We start from the raw sequence: 18,539 nt of genomic DNA, 5'->3' as shown, positions 1-18,539 counted from the left end.
TATCAACCATGCCGCCGCCTTCGCAGCCTCGCTAAAGCTCGACAGCTCCCACATTCGATTTGCGCAACCCGAGTGCTTGCGATCAAACACAACCCCCCAGACTTCCCCCGATCCCCTGTGGGAGCCGTCGAGCCCCAGCGAGGCCGCGATGGCGGTGTGTCAGGCAACCTCTTTATCAACCATGCCGCCGCCTTCGCAGCCTCGCTAAAGCTCGACAGCTCCCACATTCGATTTGCGCAACCCAAGTACTTGCTACCGAACACACAACTCCCAGACATCCCCCGCCCCCTGTGGGAGCCGTCGAGCCCCAGCGAGGCCGCGATAGCGGTGTGTCAGGCGACCTCTTTATCAACCATGCCGCCGCCATCGCAGCCTCGCTAAAGCTCGACAGCTCCCACATTTTACCGTGTCCACTTTAGCCGTCCCCGGCCAGGGAGGACTCATGGGTCCAAAGCCGGATAGGCACGCCCCCTCAAACACACACAATATAGTTAGCCTGCTTCCTTTTACCCAAAGCCCTTGCCATGATGCGCTCACCGCCCGCCCGCGAACGAGTTCCCATGCCTGCCACACAGCCCGCCGCCCCCAGCTCCTTGTCGATCACTCTGCAGATCGTCTCCATCGTCTTCTACACCTTTATCGCGTTTATCTGCATCGGCCTGCCGATTGCAGTGATACCCGGCTACGTCCACGGCGAACTGGGCTTCAGCGCAGTAATTGCCGGGATAACCATCGGCTCGCAATACCTGGCCACGCTGCTCAGCCGCCCGATGGCCGGACGCATGTCAGACAACGTAGGCACCAAACGCGCCATCGTGCTGGGCTTGAGCGGAATCCTGCTGAGCGGCGTGCTGACGTTTATCGCAACGCTGGTGCAAAGCCTGCCGTTGCTGAGCCTCGGCATCTTGATTGTCGGGCGGCTATTACTGGGGGTTGCGCAGGGCCTGATCGGCGTCGGCACCATCAGTTGGTGCATGGGCGCAGTCGGTGCCGAACACACCGCACGCTCGATCTCCTGGAACGGCATCGCCTCCTACGGCGCAATTGCCATCGGCGCACCGCTTGGGGTCGTGATGGTTGCAGACTACGGCTACACCAGCCTCGGAATCGCCCTCACGGTGCTATCCGCCCTGGGACTGCTGCTGATTCGCAACAAGCCTTCGGTGCCCGTGGTACGCGGCGAGCGGCTGCCCTTCTGGGCGGTCTTCGGACGTATCGCGCCGTTTGGCGCCAGCCTGTGTCTCGCATCGATTGGCTACGGCACCCTCACCACCTTTATCACCCTCTACTACCTGAGCCGAGGCTGGATCGGCGCGGCCTGGTGCCTGACGGTATTTGGCGTGTGCTTTATCCTGTCACGCCTGGTGTTTATCACGGCCATCAACCGCTTCGGCGGCTTCACGGCGGCGATAGCCTGCATGACCATCGAAACCCTGGGGCTGACGCTGCTGTGGCTGGCACCGTCCACCGGCGTGGCCTTGATCGGCGCCGGGCTGACGGGCTTTGGCTTGTCGCTGGTGTACCCGGCGCTGGGGGTGGAGGCGATCAAGCAGGTGCCCAACAGCAGCCGGGGCGCCGGGTTGAGTGCGTATGCAGTGTTTTTTGACCTGGCGCTGGCGATTGCCGGGCCGGTGATGGGCGCGGTGGCGTTGAACCTGGGCTATTCGTGGATCTTCTTCTGCGCCGCCTTGCTCTCCGTCACCGGCCTGGGCCTGACGTTGCTGCTCAAGCGCCGCGCTTACTGATCCGCCGTCTGCAAGCCCGCCCGGGTGGATTGCCCAAGGGTGTGATTGAAGAACCGCCCGGCCTCGGAAATCAGGTCGCGGTGGATGCTTTCACGGTCAACCCCGTCGGCATCGGTGCACATGGCCGGCATCGCGGCCAGTTGGCTCTCATCGCAAGGCGCCATGAACACGAAGTGCCCTGCCCCGGCCAACAGCTTGAAGTCCGGCGGCTCCGGCAGTTTGCGCGCCAGGGCCTCGGCGTTCTTGTCCACGGCCACCAGCTTGTCGCCGTCGCCACTGTAGAGCAGCACCGGTACATGCACGTCCGCCAAGGTGTGGCGGCCAAACATCAGGCTCAGCGGCGCCATCAGCATCAACGCATGAATGCGCGGGTCGGCCTGGGGCTGCAAATCGTCACGGTCGACGATCAACTCGCCCTTGGTGGTGCAGGCGTCGCGGTCTTCGGGGCGTTGTTGGCAGTAACGGCGCAGGCGGTCCAGGTCCGGCTTGGCACCGGCGAGGATCAGCGCGGTTTCGCCGCCGGCCGAATAGCCGATGACACCCACCTGGTCGACGTTGACGAACGGCGACAGCATCGGGTCGCCGAGGGTGGCGGTGATGGCTTCGGAGATCTGGATCGGGCGCCCATACAGGTTGCTCAAGGTCCCCAGGCGGCTGTGGTCCTTGTAGTTGTCGCCAGGGTGCAACACCGCCACCACGACAAACCCCTTACGCGCCAGGGAGGTCGCCAGGTCGTGCAGGGCCAAGGGTGTGCCGGTATTGCCGTGGGACAGCATCAACATCGGAAAACGGCCAATGGCGATTTTAGAATCTTCAGTGGCAGCGATGTGATAAGCGCCCACCTTGGTGATGTGTTCCTGGTCGGTGGACGGATAGAACGCGACGGCCTTCATCGGCTGAAGATCCAGCGGATCGAGAAACGTCATGCGATGAAAGCCCACACTCCAATGGGGGTGCGGTGCGGGCGCGGCTTGCACTGAAATCAGGCCACCGAGCAGAGAAAGAACCAAGACGGCACAAAGACGCATCATGAGGATGTCCACCTTTGCTGCATAAGCCCGCGTAGCTATTGAAGTATCCATGGTTCAGGCGCTCGGACTGGCAGGGTTTACCCATGCGTGCATAACCTGGGCCAAAGTAGTGACAGCGGGTAAACGAAAAAACTCCGTACTCCGTTCGCTTTTCAGGCGAGCAGAATACAGAGTTTAGGCGCCTCGATTCAGATTGATATCGAGGAACAGCAAAATTTACACAAGTCTTACGCTGCGGCGAACAACTGGTCGCTGATCAATACATGGGCGTCGCTCAGTGCCTTGGTGCGGGCCTCGTCACCATAGGCCAGGCCGTGGGCACGGACGAACTCGATGTCGGTGATCCCGAGGAAACCCAACAGCACGGTCAGGTAGTCTTCGTGGGCTGCGCCCGTCGGCTGGCCCACATGCAAGCCGCCGGAGGTGGAGACAATGATGACTTTCTTGCCGCCACACAGGCCTTCCGGGCCGGCTTCGGTGTAACGGAACGTCTGGCCGGCGACGGCAATGCGGTCGATCCAGGCTTTCAGTTGGGTCGGGATGGTGAAGTTGTACATCGGCGCGGCCAGCACTACGGCGTCTGCTGCCAGGAATTCGGCCAGGGTGGAAGCGCTCAGGTCGGCTTCGTGTTTTTGCACGGCATCGCGCAATTCGGCGGCAGTGCCCAGGGCGCCCAGAGTGACACCGGAGAAGTGGGTGATGGCGTCAGCGGCCAAGTCACGATAAACCACTTCGACACCCGGCTCTGCTGCCTGCCAGGCTTTGACGACACCGGCGCTCAACTGACGGGAAACCGAGTTGTCGCCAAGGATGCTGGAATCGATATGCAACAGTTTCATGGTTCATCTCCAAGTAAGCATCGCCTTTGGCGACGGAATGGAACTAAGCCTACAGATGAATCCAATCAACGATTAGTCGGGCAGAATGCGATTGTTTGTCCCACTGACAGGACAGTGATCCTAATGTGACGAGACATAGATCGACGCGCTCGTGGGCGGCGGCAACGCGTAGGTACGTTTCATCCAGTCAATCTCTTCATGGGGCGTGCGACCGAAAAACCGCTTGAACTCGCGGCTGAACTGGGAAGCGCTCTCGTACCCCACCCTGGCGCAGGCCGTGGCAGCGCTGATGTCACTCCTCAGCATCAGTAACCGCGCCTGGTGCAAGCGTGTCGACTTCAGGTACTGCATGGGCGAGGTGTCGGTCACCGTACGAAAATGCGCATGAAAACTCGGTACGCTCATCATCGCTTCGTTAGCCAACCCTTCCACGTCCAGGCGCTGGTGGTAACACGCGTGGATCTTGCGAATCGCCCGGGCCACCTTGCCAAACTGACCCTGGAGATTCAATGCAGCCCGCATCGAACCGCCCTGCTCGCCCGTGATAATGCGGTAGTAGATTTCACGCATCAGGGTCGGCCCGAGCACCCGCGCGTCCACTGGCACACTCATCACCTCCAGGAAGCGCAGCAACGACTCACTGAGCTTGTCATCCATCGGCGAGGCGTACATGCCCTTGGGCCTGGCGTCGGGCTGCGGGGCCACCGCGTCGAGCTCCAGCATCAGCTCGGCGCCCAGGTTGAAATCCAGGCGCAAATACACCGCGAGCATTGGCTCTGCTTCGCTGGCCTCGGTTTCCATGGTGAACGGCACCGGCACCGACACCACCAGGTAGTGCTGGGCGTCGTAGACGTAGATGTCTTCCCCCAGGAAACCGCGCTTGCGGCCCTGGCACACGATCACGATACCCGGGTCGTAAAGCACCGGAACCCGCGTCAGTGGCCGATTGGAGCGCAGGAAGCGCACGTCATCCAGCGGCGTCAGGTTGTAACCCTCCACGGGCGCCAACTGTCCCATCAGCTCGATGATTCGGCGGGTACGTGGCTGCTCAAGGTTCATTGGAATGCACTGGCCGGGGAAAACCAAAAGGTAACCCGTCGGTGCTTCACTGGCCAGCCAACCGTAGTCGCAAGCTTGCTCACCGCTGTATTTTGGGGTGGATTTGCCGACGTCAGGCGCGGATAGTTCGTCCCATCGACAGGACAATAGGCCGACCATGCAAGATCTGAATGACCTCTACTATTTCGCCAAGGTAGTGGAAGCCGGCGGTTTCGCCGCCGCCGGACGGCTGCTGGGGATCCCCAAGTCGCGGCTGTCGCGGCGCATTGCCGAACTGGAGGAGCGCCTCGGCGCCCGCTTGCTGCAACGCACTACCCGCCAACTGACCCTGACCGCCGTGGGTGAACGCTACCTGCGCCACTGCCAGGCGATGCTGCTGGAGGCGGAAATGGCCGATGAGGCGGTGGCCAGCATGTCCAGCGAACCCCGTGGCCGGCTGCGGGTCAGCAGCCCGGTGGGCTTGGCTCACCAATTCCTGCAAACCGTGGTGGCGGAGTTTCTCACCGCCAACCCGTTGGTGCAGTTGGAGATGAACCTGGTCAACCGCCGCGTCGACCTGGTGGCCGAAGGCATTGATGTGGCCTTGCGCGTGCGCGAACTGGGGGATGAAGACCCGCTGCTCGTCACCAAGCGCCTGCGCCAAGCCCAGACGGCGATTGTTGCCAGCCCCGGCTTTGTGCGTGAGCGGCAGATCAACAGCCTCGAAGACCTCAAGCAATTGCCGGTGCTGGGCGCCCTGGAAGCAGACCGCATGGTGCACTTCCGCATGCTCAGCCCGGAGGGCAACAGCCACGACCTGGTCATGGAAGCCCGATTGGGCATCGACGATTTCCTGGTACGCAAGGCCTGCGCCCTCGCCGGCCTGGGGTTTACCGTGCTGCCGATGATGTATTGCGAAGAGGAATTGGCTAACGGCCAGTTGGTGCAGCTCTTGCCCGAATGGTCATTGCCGGGTGGCTGGTTGCAGGCGGTGTACCCACATCGACGCGGCGTGTTGCCAGCGGTGCGAGCCTGGATCGACCATCTGGATAACGCCTTCAAAGGTTGCGGAGACCGTTTGCTATGAGAATGACCGAAGAACAAGTCGCCACGTTTTGCCTGGGCTTGCCCGGTGCGCGGGAGGATTACAAATGGGGTGGCGTGCGGGTGTTTTCGATTGCCGGCAACAAGATGTTTGCCTTGCAGAACCTGCGGGGTGACTCGCTGGCGTTCAAGGTCGACAAGGAGCTGTTCCTGGGCCACGTAGACCGCCCGGGCATCCATCCGGCGCCGTACCTGGCACGGGCGCAGTGGATCATCATGGAAACGCCCTACCCGCTGGGCGCTGAGGAACTGCGTGGCCTGTTGCAGCGTTCCCACCAGTTGGTGGTGAGCAAGCTGCCCAAGCGCACGCAGGTGGGGCTGAGGCTGGATGACTGATACACAGCCATCAGGCCAAAAAAGCCACCCTATTGAGTGGCTTTTTTGTATCTGAGGAGGAATCAGCATCCCGTTTCCGCAGCGGGTTGTTACCGTGGTAGCGGCTAAATAAGCACGCCCCCGCATCGGCCATTACTCCAGGGGCAAACCTTGCTCCACCAGTGAGGCCAATAAGCCTGCGCCGAGGGGGATGATGCTGTCGTTGAAGTCATAGTGATCATTGTGCAACTGACAGGAACCGGCGCCCTGGCTTGGGCTGCCTCCCTGCCCCAGATAAATATAGGCGCCCGGTCGTTGTTCCAGCATGTATGAAAAGTCTTCGGCCCCCATGGTCAAGGGTTCGTTGCACTTCACGTTTTCCTCGCCTATCAAGCTACGGGCAACCTGGGCGGCGAACAGCGCTTGCTCAGTGTGATTAACGGTCGGCGGATAGCCTCGCTGGTAATCACACGTGGCCGTGGCACCGAATGCGGTGGCGACGCCCTGGGCAATCTCACCAATGCGCCGGTCCAACAAATCCCGATTGGCCGCCGTAAAGCTGCGGGCAGTTCCACGCATTTTCACCTGTGCCGGAATAACGTTAGAAGTAGTAAGTTGGCTGGTTTGCATACTGGCAACTGTCACCACGCCCGCCTCCAGAGGGTGCAGGTTACGGCTGACAATGCTTTGCAGTGCAATGACGATATGGCTCGCGACCACCACCGGGTCAATGGTTTCGTGAGGAATGGCGGCATGGCCACCCCGACCGGTCACGATAATGTCGAACGTGTCGGCGGCCGCCTCCACAGGTCCCGGCTGAACTGCGATGACCCCTGCCGGGTAATCCGGATTGTTGTGCAGGGCATAAATCGAATCCACGTTAAATTGTTCGAACAGGCCTTGTTCAATCATCACCTGCGCGCCCCCGCCGCCTTCTTCCGCAGGCTGGAAAATCACCACTGCCGTACCGCGGAACCGGCGCGTCTGCGCCAGGTAGCGGGCTGCGGCCAGCAACATCACGGTGTGCCCGTCGTGCCCACAGCCGTGCATCAGGCCGGGGTGGACCGAGCGGTGCGCAAAGTCGTTGGCCTCGACCATGGGCAGGCAGTCCATGTCCGCCCGCAGGCCAATGCTCCCGCCGGGGCTGGCGCCATGGATGACACCGACAACCCCGGTACCCGCCAGCCCACGGAAAACCTCAATGCCCAACCCCTCAAGAAAGCTTGCGACGATCTGTGAGGTTCGATGCTCGTCAAACCCCAACTCCGGGTGGGCGTGGAGATCGCGTCTCAAGGCGGTCAGTTCTTCGAGGTCTGGACAGATTGCATCTACTGGGTTTTGTGACATGGACTGGCTCTTCTTATTGGAATAGTCGAACTGCAAATCTACAGGCCGTCAGCGTTAGTTCAAGCCTCAGGTGAGGCATCAGGCGCGTTTGCCGACCCTCCAAATACGCCAAGGTCGCGAAGGTGATGTATCAACTTCCTGGGCTGACGCACTGCGGGCGAACTCAAGCCAAATGGAACGCAGGGCTTTACCCTGAATTTCAAGGTCACTCCATACCGCGCCCTCAAGCATCGGCGCAGTTGACCAGGCACCTTCATCGCCTAACAAAAAGGGCAGTTCAATACAGTGGGCAGCGCCCCAGATAGAGTCGGGTGCTTGCCAGGAGAAGTTGTAGAGATAAACCGGCTGGGTACCGTCAGCCAGCGTGGAAGCCAGCTCTTTTATGCCATCGGTGAACAGCGAATGAGTCAATGCCTTTCCATGCTGGCGCATTGCCAACTTGCGTTGCTCCTTTGACAGGTGTTCCCCGTCCACCACGGGAAGGAACGGCAATGCTTCATCGTCTACCCATCCCATTAATGTCGGTATGCGACAGGCAGACCAGGCCTTTTCCAGTTCAGGCAATCCAGGCAGTGGGTAGCAATCGACAATCGGCCCTACGATCATCACGGACTCGATTTGCGCAGCGGCCTGGGCTTGTGCGGCCAACAACTCTTCTACCGTTGCGCTGAGCGGGTCTTTGCCCAGCAGTGCTGCGAACACGTTACCGAACGCCCTGGCAGTTTTTTGATCCTGGTGGGATCCCATGGGTGGACTTTGCAAAATGGCATGGGCGAACAGTGGACGGTCTTTTCCCATCGCCATCATATAAGCAATCGAATGAGCGCCCGCAGACTGCCCGAATAATGTGATGTTGTTTGGGTTACCCCCCAGTTTTGCGATATGGCGGTTCACCCAGCGAACGGCCTCAATCTGATCCAGCAGCCCCAGGTTGCCCTGGCAGACTCCATCCAGCATCAAGTAGCCGAATACGCCCAACCGATAGCTCACATTGACAACGATAACGTTACCTTCCTGCGCAAGCTTTTCAGCCCCGTACCAGGGCATTCCTCCACCGCCACTGAAGTAGCCACCGCCATGAAACCAGACCATCACCGCACGGTTTTCAACGTTGCCCGCTGGCAAAGTGATATCCAGCAGTAGGCAATCCTCACTCTGCGGCATATCCACCGACGGCTTCCCCATTACCCGCTCCAAACGTGAAGGCAACTGACAGGGGATCTTCGATAAGGTGGACGCCGATCGTAAATCTTCAGGAGGCAAGACCGGCTGTGGAGGCTGAAAACGTTCGGCTTGAGCGTAACGAATACCTGTCAGGCGCGTAATACCCGTATCGGGCAATGAACCTGAACCATTTTTTTCTTTCGACGACATGGAAACTTCCTGTTAGTTGGCGATTAATGAACACAACCGGATAAATATGACCTGACAATGAAACGTGATATAGGTCAGACACATGAATATCGAATTCCAGAGAACTATTTACCGTAACCCGGCTTTGGAGAGATTACATGGATGCTTACTCGAACTTGCTTCTTCAGGTGTTCCACGAAGAAATACTCACACCGTTAGCACTGTCATTCGCCTTAGTCATATTTTTGAACGGTATCGTCAAAAAGGTAAAAAACACCGCCCTGTGGAAAATATCGATACTGCTAACCCTGGGGCTGGTTTTAATCATTTTTTGGCCTCACGTTTGGTTTATGTTCTATCCCGAACCGTGCATTCAGGCGGCTGGCCCTCCAACAGCCCCTTGCCATTTCAGCCCTTGGGCTCGGATTAAACTGGGTTTGTTCTCCGCGATGCTCGGATGCCTGCTGGCTTTACTCTCGGTGAAAGCATGGCAGTTCTTGGGCGAAAGAATGCTTAACCCTAAATAGACATTTAAATCAGATATTGGCACGTAGTTGATCGTAGCCACGCACGTAATAATTAACGGCCGAGATCAACCAGCACAGCACAAAGATCCCAATAATCCAGTAGCCAATCTGGCCGAAGTTATCGCTGATGGCGTTGATTGGCGTCCAGATACCACCGGTCAATTCCAGCTTTTCGGAAATCAGGCCCAGTGCTTCAACACCACCGATAAACAGCGCAACGACAACCGAGGCCGCCGTGATGGTGATGTTGTAGTAGAGCTTGCGTACCGGCTTAGAGAACGCCCAGCCGTAGGCGCCCACCATCACGAAGTTATCCAGCGAATCGATCAGCGCCATGCCCACCGCAAACAGCACCGGGAACACCATGATCGACCACAGGCTGATGCCGTGTGAGGCGCTGGTGGCACTGATGGCCAACAATCCGACTTCCGTAGCGGTGTCAAAACCCAGGCCGAACAGAAAACCTACCGGGTACATGTGCCAGCTCTTGTTGACCAGGTTGAACACCCGCCGAAACAGGCGAGCCATCAGACCGCCGACATCCTGGAACCAGGCCATGTTGTCCTTGAATGCCATCGCGGTGACGGCAATCGCAAAGCATGCCAACACCACGATGGTGGAATGCCCCAACGAGAACCAGGTGCCCACCGCAATAGGCCGTTTGCCTTGTTGCATCAGCTTGCGGATTACGTTGTCGATAGCCGCGATATGGTCGGCATCCACCGCGTGGCGCAGACCGAAGCCGTAAGCCAGTAACGCGGTGCCCATCAGCACCGGGTTGTGGCAGAACTCGATCAACGCCCACGCCCACGCGAGGCCGTTGGCGGCAAGCAGGCCGGTGAGCAAGTAGAGTGCGTGTCGCTTGGTGGTTGCAGGCTCGCAGGTGCTGGATAACGGAGTGATAGCGTTCATTACGGTTTCTTGTTTGGCAGTGAGCGTGCGGGGTTGGCTCAGCGCCAAAGGACTGTGTGGTGACATGCCCGCAGGCACCCACAACCTGCCGTGGAGATCATGGTGACGCAGGGCAAACCGGGCAGCTCTTCGTCCCGTTACAACGTCTTCTGCACCAGCGACGGCACGCGCCGCTCAATGTCCGTCAGGACACTGCGATTGCCGCGCTTCTCAAAACCCAGGCGCAGATAACCGCTTTTGCCGACCGCCCCACTGGATCGAGGTCGAATGCGCAGTCACTGAGTGAACGTTTGGAAACAGCCGAATAATCGGCTGCTAGCGGAGGAGTCTAGGCTGCGGGGGGCACATTTGATCTTGATCGGCTCCCGCGAACCTGTAGGGAATTTCCCAAGGATAGATTTTTTCGGGCTAATAGGGCGTTAGAAAATCGATAACAGTGTGCCACCCAGGAACAACTGATCAATCCAGAACACCTGGTGCAGCAACACGATCAGCCAGAACACCACCTGGTAAGACACCTTGCGCGTCTTGTGGCGGAATACCTGCTGGGCAATCAACGCCCCCGGCCAACCGCCTGCCAGCTCCACGGCGTGCAGGACGTTTTCCGGGGTGCGCCAGCTGTCTTCGCGAGCCTTACGCTTGTCGCTCCAATACAGCAGGAACGCCACCACGCTGACCACGCCATAGGCCACCAGCGGGATCAGCGAAACCCCGCGGTACCACAGCAGCGCCGAACCAAACAGCGGCGCGGCGCACAACAGTGCAAACACCAACGCCTTGAAGCGCGGATGCTGGAGGGTCATGGCTTGACGGCCGACCAGTCGATCCAGCCGAACTGCCAGGTGGCCAGGATCACCAGGCCGAAGGCGATCCGGTACCAGGCAAACGCCGCGTAGCTGTGGCTGGCGATGAACTTGAGCAGCGCCTTGACCGCGATCATCGCGAAGATGAACGAGGTGACAAAGCCGATGGCGAACACCGGCAAGTCATCCGGCTGGAACAGGTGGCGGTACTTGTAGCCCGAATACACCGCCGCACCGACCATGGTCGGCATCGCCAGGAAGAACGAGAACTCGGTGGCGGTCTTGCGCGACAGGCCGAACAACAGGCCGCCAATGATGGTGGCGCCCGAGCGCGAGGTACCCGGGATCATCGCCAGGCACTGGGCGAAGCCAACTTTGATCGCGTCCTTCCAGGTGATGTCGTCGACGGTTTCGGCGTGCACTTCATGCTGGCGACGCTCGGCCCACAACATGATGACGCCGCCCACCACCAACGCCGCCGCCACGGTGATCGGGTTGAACAGGTAGTGTTTGATCAGGTCGGCGAAAATCACCCCCAACACCACCGCCGGCAACACGGCGATGATCAGGTTGACGGTGAAGCGTTGGGCATTGCGCTGGGTCGGCAAGCCGACCACCACGTCGAGGATCTTGCGTCGAAACTCCCACACCACCGCCAGGATCGCGCCCAGCTGGATGATGATATTGAACGCTTCAAAGCGTTCGCCACCAAAGTTGATCAAGTCGGCCACGATAATCTGGTGCCCGGTACTGGAGATCGGCAAAAACTCCGTCAATCCCTCTACAACGCCGAGTATCAGTGCCTGTACGGCGGTCCAAAGATCCATCGATTCCCCCAAAGGTCATGCCCACGGCATGCCTCGTTGATATTTTTTATACGTTCACTAACGAAGAGTGCGCTGCAAGCACAGCGCAAATAATCAAGGCCGAACTGCGAAAATTCCGTGAAAAATCAGGCAGGACTCAGGTTTTTTGATTCTGGGCCGAAAGCCTATCAGACAAGCCGGAAAAGTCGATGCAGCACCCAAAATTATAAGAACACGGAGTGACAGGACCATGAACAGTTTGCGCAATATGTCTATCAGCCGGCGCCTCTGGCTGATCCTGATCGTCGCCGTGCTGATGCTGCTAACCCTCGGCCTGCTTATGCTCAAGCAGATTCATGGCGACCTGTACCAGGCCAAGAGTGAGCAGACCCAGCGTGTGGTGCAAACCGCCAGCGGGATCCTGACTTATTATCACAGCCTCGAAACCAGCGGCGTCCTGACCCGTGAAGCGGCGCAGAAGCAAGCCTTGAGCGCGGTACGTGGCCTGCGCTACGGCAAGGACGACTACTTCTGGATCAACGACCTCACCCCCGTGATGATCATGCACGCGGCCAACCCCAAGCTCGACGGCCAGAACCTGTCGGCCATCCGTGACCCGGATGGCTTTGCGGTGTTCAATGAGTTCGTGATCCTGGCCAAGGCCAAGGGCGCCGGGATGGTGAATTACCGCTGGCCCAAGCCCGGCGCCGATGCACCGGTGGCCAAGACCTCCTATATCCAGCTGTTCGAACCCTGGGGCTGGATCATCGGGTCCGGCGTGTATGTCGATGACGTGCAAGCGGAATTCCGCGGCCAGGTGTGGAAGGCCTCGATGGTGGGCCTGGTGATCGCCGTAATCATGGCCCTGCTGGTGGTGCTGATTGCCCGCAGCATCGTGCGCCCGTTGCAGCAAGCGGTGAACGCGATGGCCAATATCGCCAGTGGCGAAAGCGACCTGACCCGCACCCTCGACACCCACGGCCAGGACGAGGTCACTCAACTGTCCCGGCACTTCAACAGCTTTACCGCCAAGTTGCGGCAGGTGGTCGGCCAGTTGCAGACCTGCGCCAACGCGCTGGGCCAGTCGTCCACCGAACTGGGCAGCAACGCCAGCGACGCCCATGACCGCAGCCAGCAGCAATCGCAGCAGATGGAACTGGTGGCGACGGCGATCAACGAAGTCACCTATGGTGTACAGGACGTGGCCAAGAACGCCGAGCACGCGGCCAGCGAAATGCGCGATGCACAGGTGCAAGCCGAACAGGGCCAGCTCAATATCGACGGCAGCCTGCAACGCATCGACCAACTCTCCAGAACCATCAGCCAGGCCGTGGACGTGATCCGCACGCTGTCGACTGAAAGCACAGAGATTGGCGGGGTACTGGAAGTGATCCGCTCCATTGCCGACCAGACCAACCTGCTGGCCCTCAACGCCGCCATCGAAGCAGCCCGTGCCGGGGAACAAGGTCGTGGGTTTGCGGTGGTGGCCGATGAAGTGCGGCTGCTGGCCCAGCGTACACAAAAATCCACCGCTGAGATCCAGGCCATGATCGAGCGCCTGCAAGGTCATTCGGAGGCAGCGGTCAAGGTCATCAGCGACAGCCACCAGGCCTCGCAACTGACCATTGAGCAAGCGGGCCAGGCGGGAGCGAGCCTGACTGCCATCGGCCAGGCGCTGCGTAATCTCAATGGCTTGAACGCTTCGATTGCCAGCGCCACGTTGCAGCAGGCGCATGTGGTGGAAGACATCAACCAGAATGTGACCCAGGCGGCTGGTTTGTCCCACAGCACGGCATTGGCGGCGCAGCAGTCCAGCGTGGCCAGTGCGCACTTGAAGGGCCTGAGCGAACAACTCGACAGCCTTCTGCACCAGTTCAAGGTCTGACGCCGATGATCGTTCCCACGCTCCGCGTGGGAACGCATCCTGTGACGCTCTGCGTCACCGTTGCGCAGAGCCGGGACGCGGAGCGTCCGGAACTGCATTCCCACGCAGAGCGTGGGAACGATCTACCCCCGCGCCCACCACTCTGGTTACAATCACCGCCCTCTTCGACTCCCCCAAGGAACCGCCATGTCCGGACTTGAACTGTTTGCCGCCGCCCTGGGGGTGATCGCTGTCTGGTTGACGGTTAAACAGAACCCGTGGTGCTGGCCCATCGGCCTGGTGATGGTGCTGCTGTACACCTGGATCTTCTTCGATGTGAAGCTCTACTCCGACATGCTCCTGCAAGTGATCTACGCCGCCCTGCAACTCTACGGCTGGTGGCAGTGGACCCGCGCCGGCGAGGTCAAGCAAGGGCGGCAAGTCACTAGCCTGGGCCTGCAACCGATCCTCCAAGGCCTGGCCGTGGGCGCTCTGGGCAGCCTGTTGCTGGGCGCCGCCATGGCCCACTGGACCGACGCCGCCCAACCCTGGCTGGACGCGGCCCTGACTGGCTTCAGCCTGGTGGCGCAGATGTGGATGGCGCAGAAGCGCGTGCAGTGCTGGCCATTGTGGGTTGCCCTGGATGTGATCTTTGTCGGGCTGTTCCTCTATAAAGGCCTGTACCTCACCGCCGCACTCTATGCCTTGTTCACCGTGATCGCGGTGCAGGGCTGGCGCGAATGGCGCGCCGACCCGGCGTTGCATGCATGAAAGTCGTGGTATTGGCCGGCCCGGAATCCAGCGGTAAAAGCTGGCTGGCCACGCAGTTGCAGGCGCATTTTGGCGGGGTGATGGTGGGCGAATACGTGCGCCATTTCATCGACCACCACCAGCGCGATACCACCCTGGCCGATATCCCCGACATCGCCCGTGGCCAACTGGCCTGGGAAGACGCCGCCCGCGCCCGGCAGCCAGCGTTGCTGATCCTGGACACCAACCTGCTGACCAACAAGCTGTGGAGCCAGACCCTGTTTGGCGACTGCCCGGCCTGGCTCGACAGCGAACTGCTCGCCCGCCACTACGACTTGCACCTGCTGCTGTCGCCGGAAGACGTGGAGTGGACCGCCGATGGTCAACGCTGCCAGCCGGAGTTTGCCGACCGCCTGGCGTTTTTCCAGGCCAGCCTTGACTGGCTGGAGCAACATCATCAGCCGTTACGGATCATCCGTGGGGATTGGCAAGCGCGCCAGGACCAGGCGTTTTCAGCGGTGGAACAACTGTTGGATTGACCGACGAGGACAGTTTTCATGAATAGCTCATTACGCATTGCCATCGTCGGAGGCGGCCCTGCCGGGCTGACCCTGGCACGGATTCTTACGATCAATGGCTTTACCGCCAGCGTGTTCGAGCGCGAGCGCGGGCCACTGGAACGACCTCAAGGCGGGACTCTGGATTTACACGTTGAATCCGGCCAGCTGGCGCTCAAAAAAGCCGGCCTTGAAGATGCCTTCCACACCATCGCCCGTTATGAAGACCAAGGCTCGCGCCTGATGGATAAACACGCGCGACTGCTGTTTGAAGACCCCAGTCCGGCCGCCGGCGACCGTCCGGAAGTCGATCGCACCGCCTTGCGACAAATCCTCTTGGATTCGTTGCCTGCTGATTGCGTGAAATGGGACGTCAACGTCAGCGAGATCCGCCAGGCAGGCGACACATGCTGGACCCTGCATCAGGGCGACACCGTCCACGGCCCGTTCGACCTGGTCGTCGGCGCCGACGGGGCCTGGTCGAAAGTGCGCCCCTTGCTGTCGCGCTATCAGCCTCAATACAGCGGGCTGACGTTTATCGAATTCGGGGTTGATGACGTCGACCGCCGCCACCCGGCCCTGGCCACGCTCGTCGGCCAGGGCAAACTGGACGTTTCGGGCGACGCCAGGTTGCTGGTCGTGCAACGCAACGCCAACGCGCATCTGCGCGGCTATGGAATCTTTCGCGTCCCCACTGACTGGGCGGCGCAGCAACTGGACTGGTCTTCGCCACAGGCGACCCGGCAATCGCTGCTGGCGCAGTTCGAAGGCTGGCACCCGGACATCCTCGCGCTGCTGCACGCCTCAAACGAGCGCTTTCTGTCCCGGGCCATTTACGCGCTGCCCGTCGGGCATCACTGGGCACACCGCCCAGGCCTGACCCTGATTGGCGATGCCGCACATCTGATGTCACCGTTTGGTGGCGAAGGCGTCAATGCGGCGATGCTCGATGCTGCGGAGCTGGCCCGGCACCTGATCGAAAACAGCACATGCTCCGAGGCGGTAAGGGCCTATGAAACGCAGATGTTCGACCGCATAGAGCCGATCGCCCGTGACAGCGCCGAAGCGGCCGTCACCCAACTCTCCCATGATGATATCGCCCTCTCCCTGGCGCATTTTCGCAGCCACAGTGCGCAAGACTGAAGACCGGTTATCGGGTCAACGCAGTTCTCCACGCAGGGCACAGGTCAATCCTTAAAAGGAGATTGGCCTATGAACATGCGCATTGTTGCCCGCTTGATCAACTTGCCCGAAGACCGCGGCGTTCGCGTTGAAACCGCCGCCCACAAGCTCCTGCTGGTGCGTTCGGGTAGCCAGGTGCGGGCCTATCAGGCGGAGTGCCCCCACGCCGGGGCGCCTTTGGAGCAAGGCGTAATCTGTGACGGGAGGATCATTTGCCCGTGGCACAAGGCGGCTTTCCGGGTAGACGACGGCCAGGTCTGCGAGCCGCCCGCATTGGTGCAGCTCACGCAATATCCGGTGGAGATTCACGATGGTGTGGTCAGCGTGGGAGACGAAGCGCTGCCCTCTTCATCAGCCCCACAACCCAATGATTCCCGCTGCTTTATCGTGATTGGCGCCGGCGCAGCCGGTTCGGCGGCCGTCGCCACCCTGCGCCGAGAAGGCTTCAGCGGCCGCCTGCTGTGGATCGACCAGGAGCAAAATCCTGCCTACGACCGCACTGCCTTGAGCAAATTCGTCATCGCAGGCGAGATGCCGCCCGACGAAACCCCACCGTTGCTGGATGAAGCCAGCTACCGCGACATCCAGATCCACGGCGAAGTCCAAAACCTTGACCCTCACGCCAAATGCCTCCAACTCGTAGACGGTCGCCGCTTCGACTACGACGCGGCGTTGCTGGCCACCGGCGGCGAGGCCAAACCGCTGGATATTCCGGGCACCGTACTCAATAACGTCTTTGTGCTGCGCTCACGAGACGACGCGGCGCGCATCGTCAAGGCTGCGCAACCGGGCAAATGCGCGGTGATCATCGGCGACAGTTTTATCGGCCTGGAGGCCGCGTCAGCGTTACGCAAGCGTGGGTTGACGGTGCAAGTGGTGGGCCGTCACGAGATTCCGCTGGCAGCCCAACTGGGCAAGCGCATCGGTGCATCACTGCGCCAATTGCATGAGGCCAATGGCGTGATATTCCACAGCGCCAGTGAGCCCGCGCGCCTCGAAGGACACGGGGACGTGACGACGGTCGTGCTGAAAAACGGCCACAGACTGGCCGCAGACCTGGTGCTGGTGGGCGTCGGCGTGACACCTGCCACCGGTTTTGTTCAGGGGTTGGAAAAGGCCGAGGACCAGTCACTGAAGGCCGATACGGATTTGCGGGTCGCACCCGGGCTATGGGCAGCGGGCGATATGGTGACCTTCCCATGGAACGATCAGCCCGTGCGCATCGAACACTGGCGCGTGGCGCAGCAACTCGGGGTGCTGGCGGCGCGCAACATGCTGGGAGCGCCGCAGGCGTATGCCGACGTGCCGTTCTTCTGGACCTATCACTTCGGCAAGACGTTCGAACTGCTGGGCCATCCCCGTCACTGGAATCAACTCCACGTGGAAGGTGACCTGCAGCACCACCACTTCATCGCCCTGCTCTGCCGTGGCGATGAAGTGGAAGCAGTGGTTGCCTGCGAACATCAGCGGGCCATGGCGCTGCTCTCGCAACGCATGAAGCACCCGCTGAAAAAAGCCGAGGTGCTTGAGCTGATCCGCGGGCTCTAACGGGCCTTGCGGGTGCCGAGCTGGATCCAGGTCGGCGCATGGTCGCTGGCATGGGGCTCGTTGCGCACCCACGCATCCACCCCGGCGCCTTTCAGATAAGGCTTGAGCGCCGGATTGAGCAGCAAGTGATCAATTCGCAGGCCGGCGTTTTTCTGCCAGTGCTGGCGGAAATAATCCCAGAAGGTATAGACCTGCTCGTCGGGATACAGATGGCGCAAGGCGTCCGTCCAGCCTTGCTCCAGCAGGCGCTGATAACACTCACGACTTTGCGGTTGCAACAACGCGTCCTTGAGCCAGGAGCGCGGGTTGTAGATATCGAGGTCGGTGGGCACCACATTGAAATCCCCGGCCAGCAACACCGGGTGTTCACTGGATTGCAGGTGCCTGGCGTAGTCGATCAGCCGTTCAAACCACGCCAGCTTGTAGTCGAATTTCGGCCCCGGCTGGGGGTTGCCGTTGGGCAAGTACAGGCAGCCCACCAGAATGCCGTGCACGGCGGCTTCGAGGTAGCGGCTTTGATGGTCGGCGTCATCACCGGGCAAACCCCGGCGGCTTTCCAGCGGTTGCGCGTCGCGGGCCAGAATCGCCACGCCGTTCCATGAGGCCTGGCCCAGGCACAACGCACCGTAGCCGGCGGCGTCAAAGTCGTTGAAGGGAAACAGGCTGTCGGGCGCCTTGAGTTCTTGCAGGCAGACAATATCCGGCTGTTCCCGCGCCAGCCATTCCAGCAGATTGGGCAGGCGGGCGCGGATGCCATTGATGTTGAAGGTCGCGATCTTCAGCGCTTTCATGGGAAGGGTCCTTCCAGGGCTCTTGGA

18 protein-coding genes and 1 pseudogene are annotated in these 18,539 nt (G+C 60.4%); 10 read left to right on the top strand and 9 right to left on the bottom strand.

Annotation, left to right across the window (positions count from 1 at the left end):
• Positions 1-560 precede the first annotated feature (560 nt).
• On the top strand, positions 561-1,745 hold the full coding sequence (locus tag K0H47_RS30935) for an MFS transporter (protein ID WP_063029893.1): 1,185 nt from the start codon (positions 561-563) through the stop codon (positions 1,743-1,745).
• On the opposite strand, the gene K0H47_RS30930 is transcribed toward K0H47_RS30935, so the two are convergent.
• The 3 genes from K0H47_RS30930 to K0H47_RS30920 form a co-directional block, all read right to left on the bottom strand.
• A complete protein-coding gene (locus K0H47_RS30930) occupies positions 1,739-2,776 on the bottom strand; it encodes a dienelactone hydrolase (RefSeq protein ID WP_026077749.1) in 1,038 nt (345 codons plus the stop codon). The genes K0H47_RS30935 and K0H47_RS30930 overlap by 7 nt on opposite strands.
• Positions 2,777-3,003: 227 nt before the next feature.
• Positions 3,004-3,615: an FMN-dependent NADH-azoreductase gene (locus tag K0H47_RS30925; protein WP_063029889.1), complete on the bottom strand. Its 612-nt coding sequence runs from the start codon at positions 3,613-3,615 to the stop codon at positions 3,004-3,006.
• Positions 3,616-3,735: 120 nt separating this feature from the next.
• Positions 3,736-4,674, bottom strand: a complete 939-nt coding sequence (locus tag K0H47_RS30920; RefSeq protein ID WP_219274239.1) for an AraC family transcriptional regulator — start codon at positions 4,672-4,674, stop codon at positions 3,736-3,738.
• Between the two features lie 157 nt (positions 4,675-4,831).
• On the opposite strand from K0H47_RS30920, the gene K0H47_RS30915 reads away from it, so the two are divergent.
• Together K0H47_RS30915 and K0H47_RS30910 are read left to right on the top strand one after the other, a co-directional pair.
• Positions 4,832-5,740 carry a LysR substrate-binding domain-containing protein gene (locus tag K0H47_RS30915; RefSeq protein ID WP_063029885.1) on the top strand — a complete coding sequence of 303 codons (909 nt, stop codon included), beginning with the start codon at positions 4,832-4,834 and terminating at the stop codon, positions 5,738-5,740.
• Positions 5,737-6,093, top strand: a complete 357-nt coding sequence (locus tag K0H47_RS30910) for an MmcQ/YjbR family DNA-binding protein (protein ID WP_063029883.1) — start codon at positions 5,737-5,739, stop codon at positions 6,091-6,093. The genes K0H47_RS30915 and K0H47_RS30910 overlap by 4 nt, the downstream gene beginning before the upstream one ends.
• Before the next feature lie 132 nt (positions 6,094-6,225).
• On the opposite strand, the gene K0H47_RS30905 is transcribed toward K0H47_RS30910, so the two are convergent.
• Together K0H47_RS30905 and K0H47_RS30900 are read right to left on the bottom strand one after the other, a co-directional pair.
• A complete protein-coding gene (locus K0H47_RS30905; RefSeq protein ID WP_374106800.1) occupies positions 6,226-7,455 on the bottom strand; it encodes a M20 aminoacylase family protein in 1,230 nt (409 codons plus the stop codon).
• Between the two features lie 42 nt (positions 7,456-7,497).
• Positions 7,498-8,793 carry a carboxylesterase family protein gene (locus tag K0H47_RS30900; protein WP_219274237.1) on the bottom strand — a complete coding sequence of 432 codons (1,296 nt, stop codon included), beginning with the start codon at positions 8,791-8,793 and terminating at the stop codon, positions 7,498-7,500.
• A gap of 137 nt (positions 8,794-8,930) precedes the next feature.
• Between K0H47_RS30900 and K0H47_RS30895 the strand changes: the two genes are divergently transcribed.
• A complete protein-coding gene (locus K0H47_RS30895; RefSeq protein ID WP_063029879.1) occupies positions 8,931-9,299 on the top strand; it encodes a hypothetical protein in 369 nt (122 codons plus the stop codon).
• Positions 9,300-9,308: 9 nt separating this feature from the next.
• On the opposite strand, the gene K0H47_RS30890 is transcribed toward K0H47_RS30895, so the two are convergent.
• The 3 genes from K0H47_RS30890 to K0H47_RS30880 all read right to left on the bottom strand — a co-directional run bounded on the left by K0H47_RS30890 (position 9,309) and on the right by K0H47_RS30880 (position 11,841).
• Entirely contained in the window at positions 9,309-10,211 is a 903-nt protein-coding gene (locus tag K0H47_RS30890; protein ID WP_219274234.1) for a HoxN/HupN/NixA family nickel/cobalt transporter, read from the bottom strand.
• A 419-nt stretch (positions 10,212-10,630) separates the two neighbouring features.
• Positions 10,631-11,014 (bottom strand): DUF1294 domain-containing protein, encoded by a 384-nt coding sequence (locus K0H47_RS30885; protein WP_177026046.1) that lies wholly within the window; start codon positions 11,012-11,014, stop codon positions 10,631-10,633.
• Positions 11,011-11,841 carry an undecaprenyl-diphosphate phosphatase gene (locus K0H47_RS30880; protein WP_063029873.1) on the bottom strand — a complete coding sequence of 277 codons (831 nt, stop codon included), beginning with the start codon at positions 11,839-11,841 and terminating at the stop codon, positions 11,011-11,013. Before K0H47_RS30880 ends, K0H47_RS30885 begins: the two co-directional genes overlap by 4 nt.
• Positions 11,842-12,070: 229 nt before the next feature.
• Here K0H47_RS30880 and K0H47_RS31555 point away from each other — a divergent pair.
• The 6 genes and pseudogenes from K0H47_RS31555 to K0H47_RS30855 form a co-directional block, all read left to right on the top strand.
• Positions 12,071-12,850, top strand: a pseudogene (locus K0H47_RS31555) (cache domain-containing protein); the annotation flags it as partial.
• Positions 12,851-12,970: 120 nt separating this feature from the next.
• Complete coding sequence (locus tag K0H47_RS31550; protein ID WP_374106802.1) at positions 12,971-13,705, top strand: methyl-accepting chemotaxis protein; 735 nt, start codon at positions 12,971-12,973, stop codon at positions 13,703-13,705.
• A gap of 186 nt (positions 13,706-13,891) precedes the next feature.
• Positions 13,892-14,455, top strand: a complete 564-nt coding sequence (gene pnuC, locus K0H47_RS30870) for a nicotinamide riboside transporter PnuC (protein ID WP_063029869.1) — start codon at positions 13,892-13,894, stop codon at positions 14,453-14,455.
• Positions 14,452-14,973: an AAA family ATPase gene (locus K0H47_RS30865; RefSeq protein ID WP_219274229.1), complete on the top strand. Its 522-nt coding sequence runs from the start codon at positions 14,452-14,454 to the stop codon at positions 14,971-14,973. Before pnuC ends, K0H47_RS30865 begins: the two co-directional genes overlap by 4 nt.
• A gap of 18 nt (positions 14,974-14,991) precedes the next feature.
• Positions 14,992-16,134 (top strand): NAD(P)/FAD-dependent oxidoreductase, encoded by a 1,143-nt coding sequence (locus tag K0H47_RS30860; RefSeq protein WP_219274226.1) that lies wholly within the window; start codon positions 14,992-14,994, stop codon positions 16,132-16,134.
• A gap of 69 nt (positions 16,135-16,203) precedes the next feature.
• Positions 16,204-17,721, top strand: a complete 1,518-nt coding sequence (locus K0H47_RS30855; RefSeq protein WP_219274223.1) for an FAD-dependent oxidoreductase — start codon at positions 16,204-16,206, stop codon at positions 17,719-17,721.
• On the opposite strand, the gene xth is transcribed toward K0H47_RS30855, so the two are convergent.
• Positions 17,718-18,512: an exodeoxyribonuclease III gene (xth, locus tag K0H47_RS30850; RefSeq protein ID WP_177026050.1), complete on the bottom strand. Its 795-nt coding sequence runs from the start codon at positions 18,510-18,512 to the stop codon at positions 17,718-17,720. The two genes, K0H47_RS30855 and xth, sit on opposite strands and share 4 nt — an antisense overlap.
• Positions 18,513-18,539: the final 27 nt, after the last annotated feature.

Source organism: Pseudomonas sp. Xaverov 83 (genome assembly GCF_019352905.1).
In the GTDB taxonomy this organism is placed as follows: Bacteria; Pseudomonadota; Gammaproteobacteria; order Pseudomonadales; family Pseudomonadaceae; genus Aquipseudomonas; species Aquipseudomonas yamanorum.
Note: the sequence above shows the minus strand (reverse complement) of the source record. Positions and strands in the feature narration are given on the sequence as shown.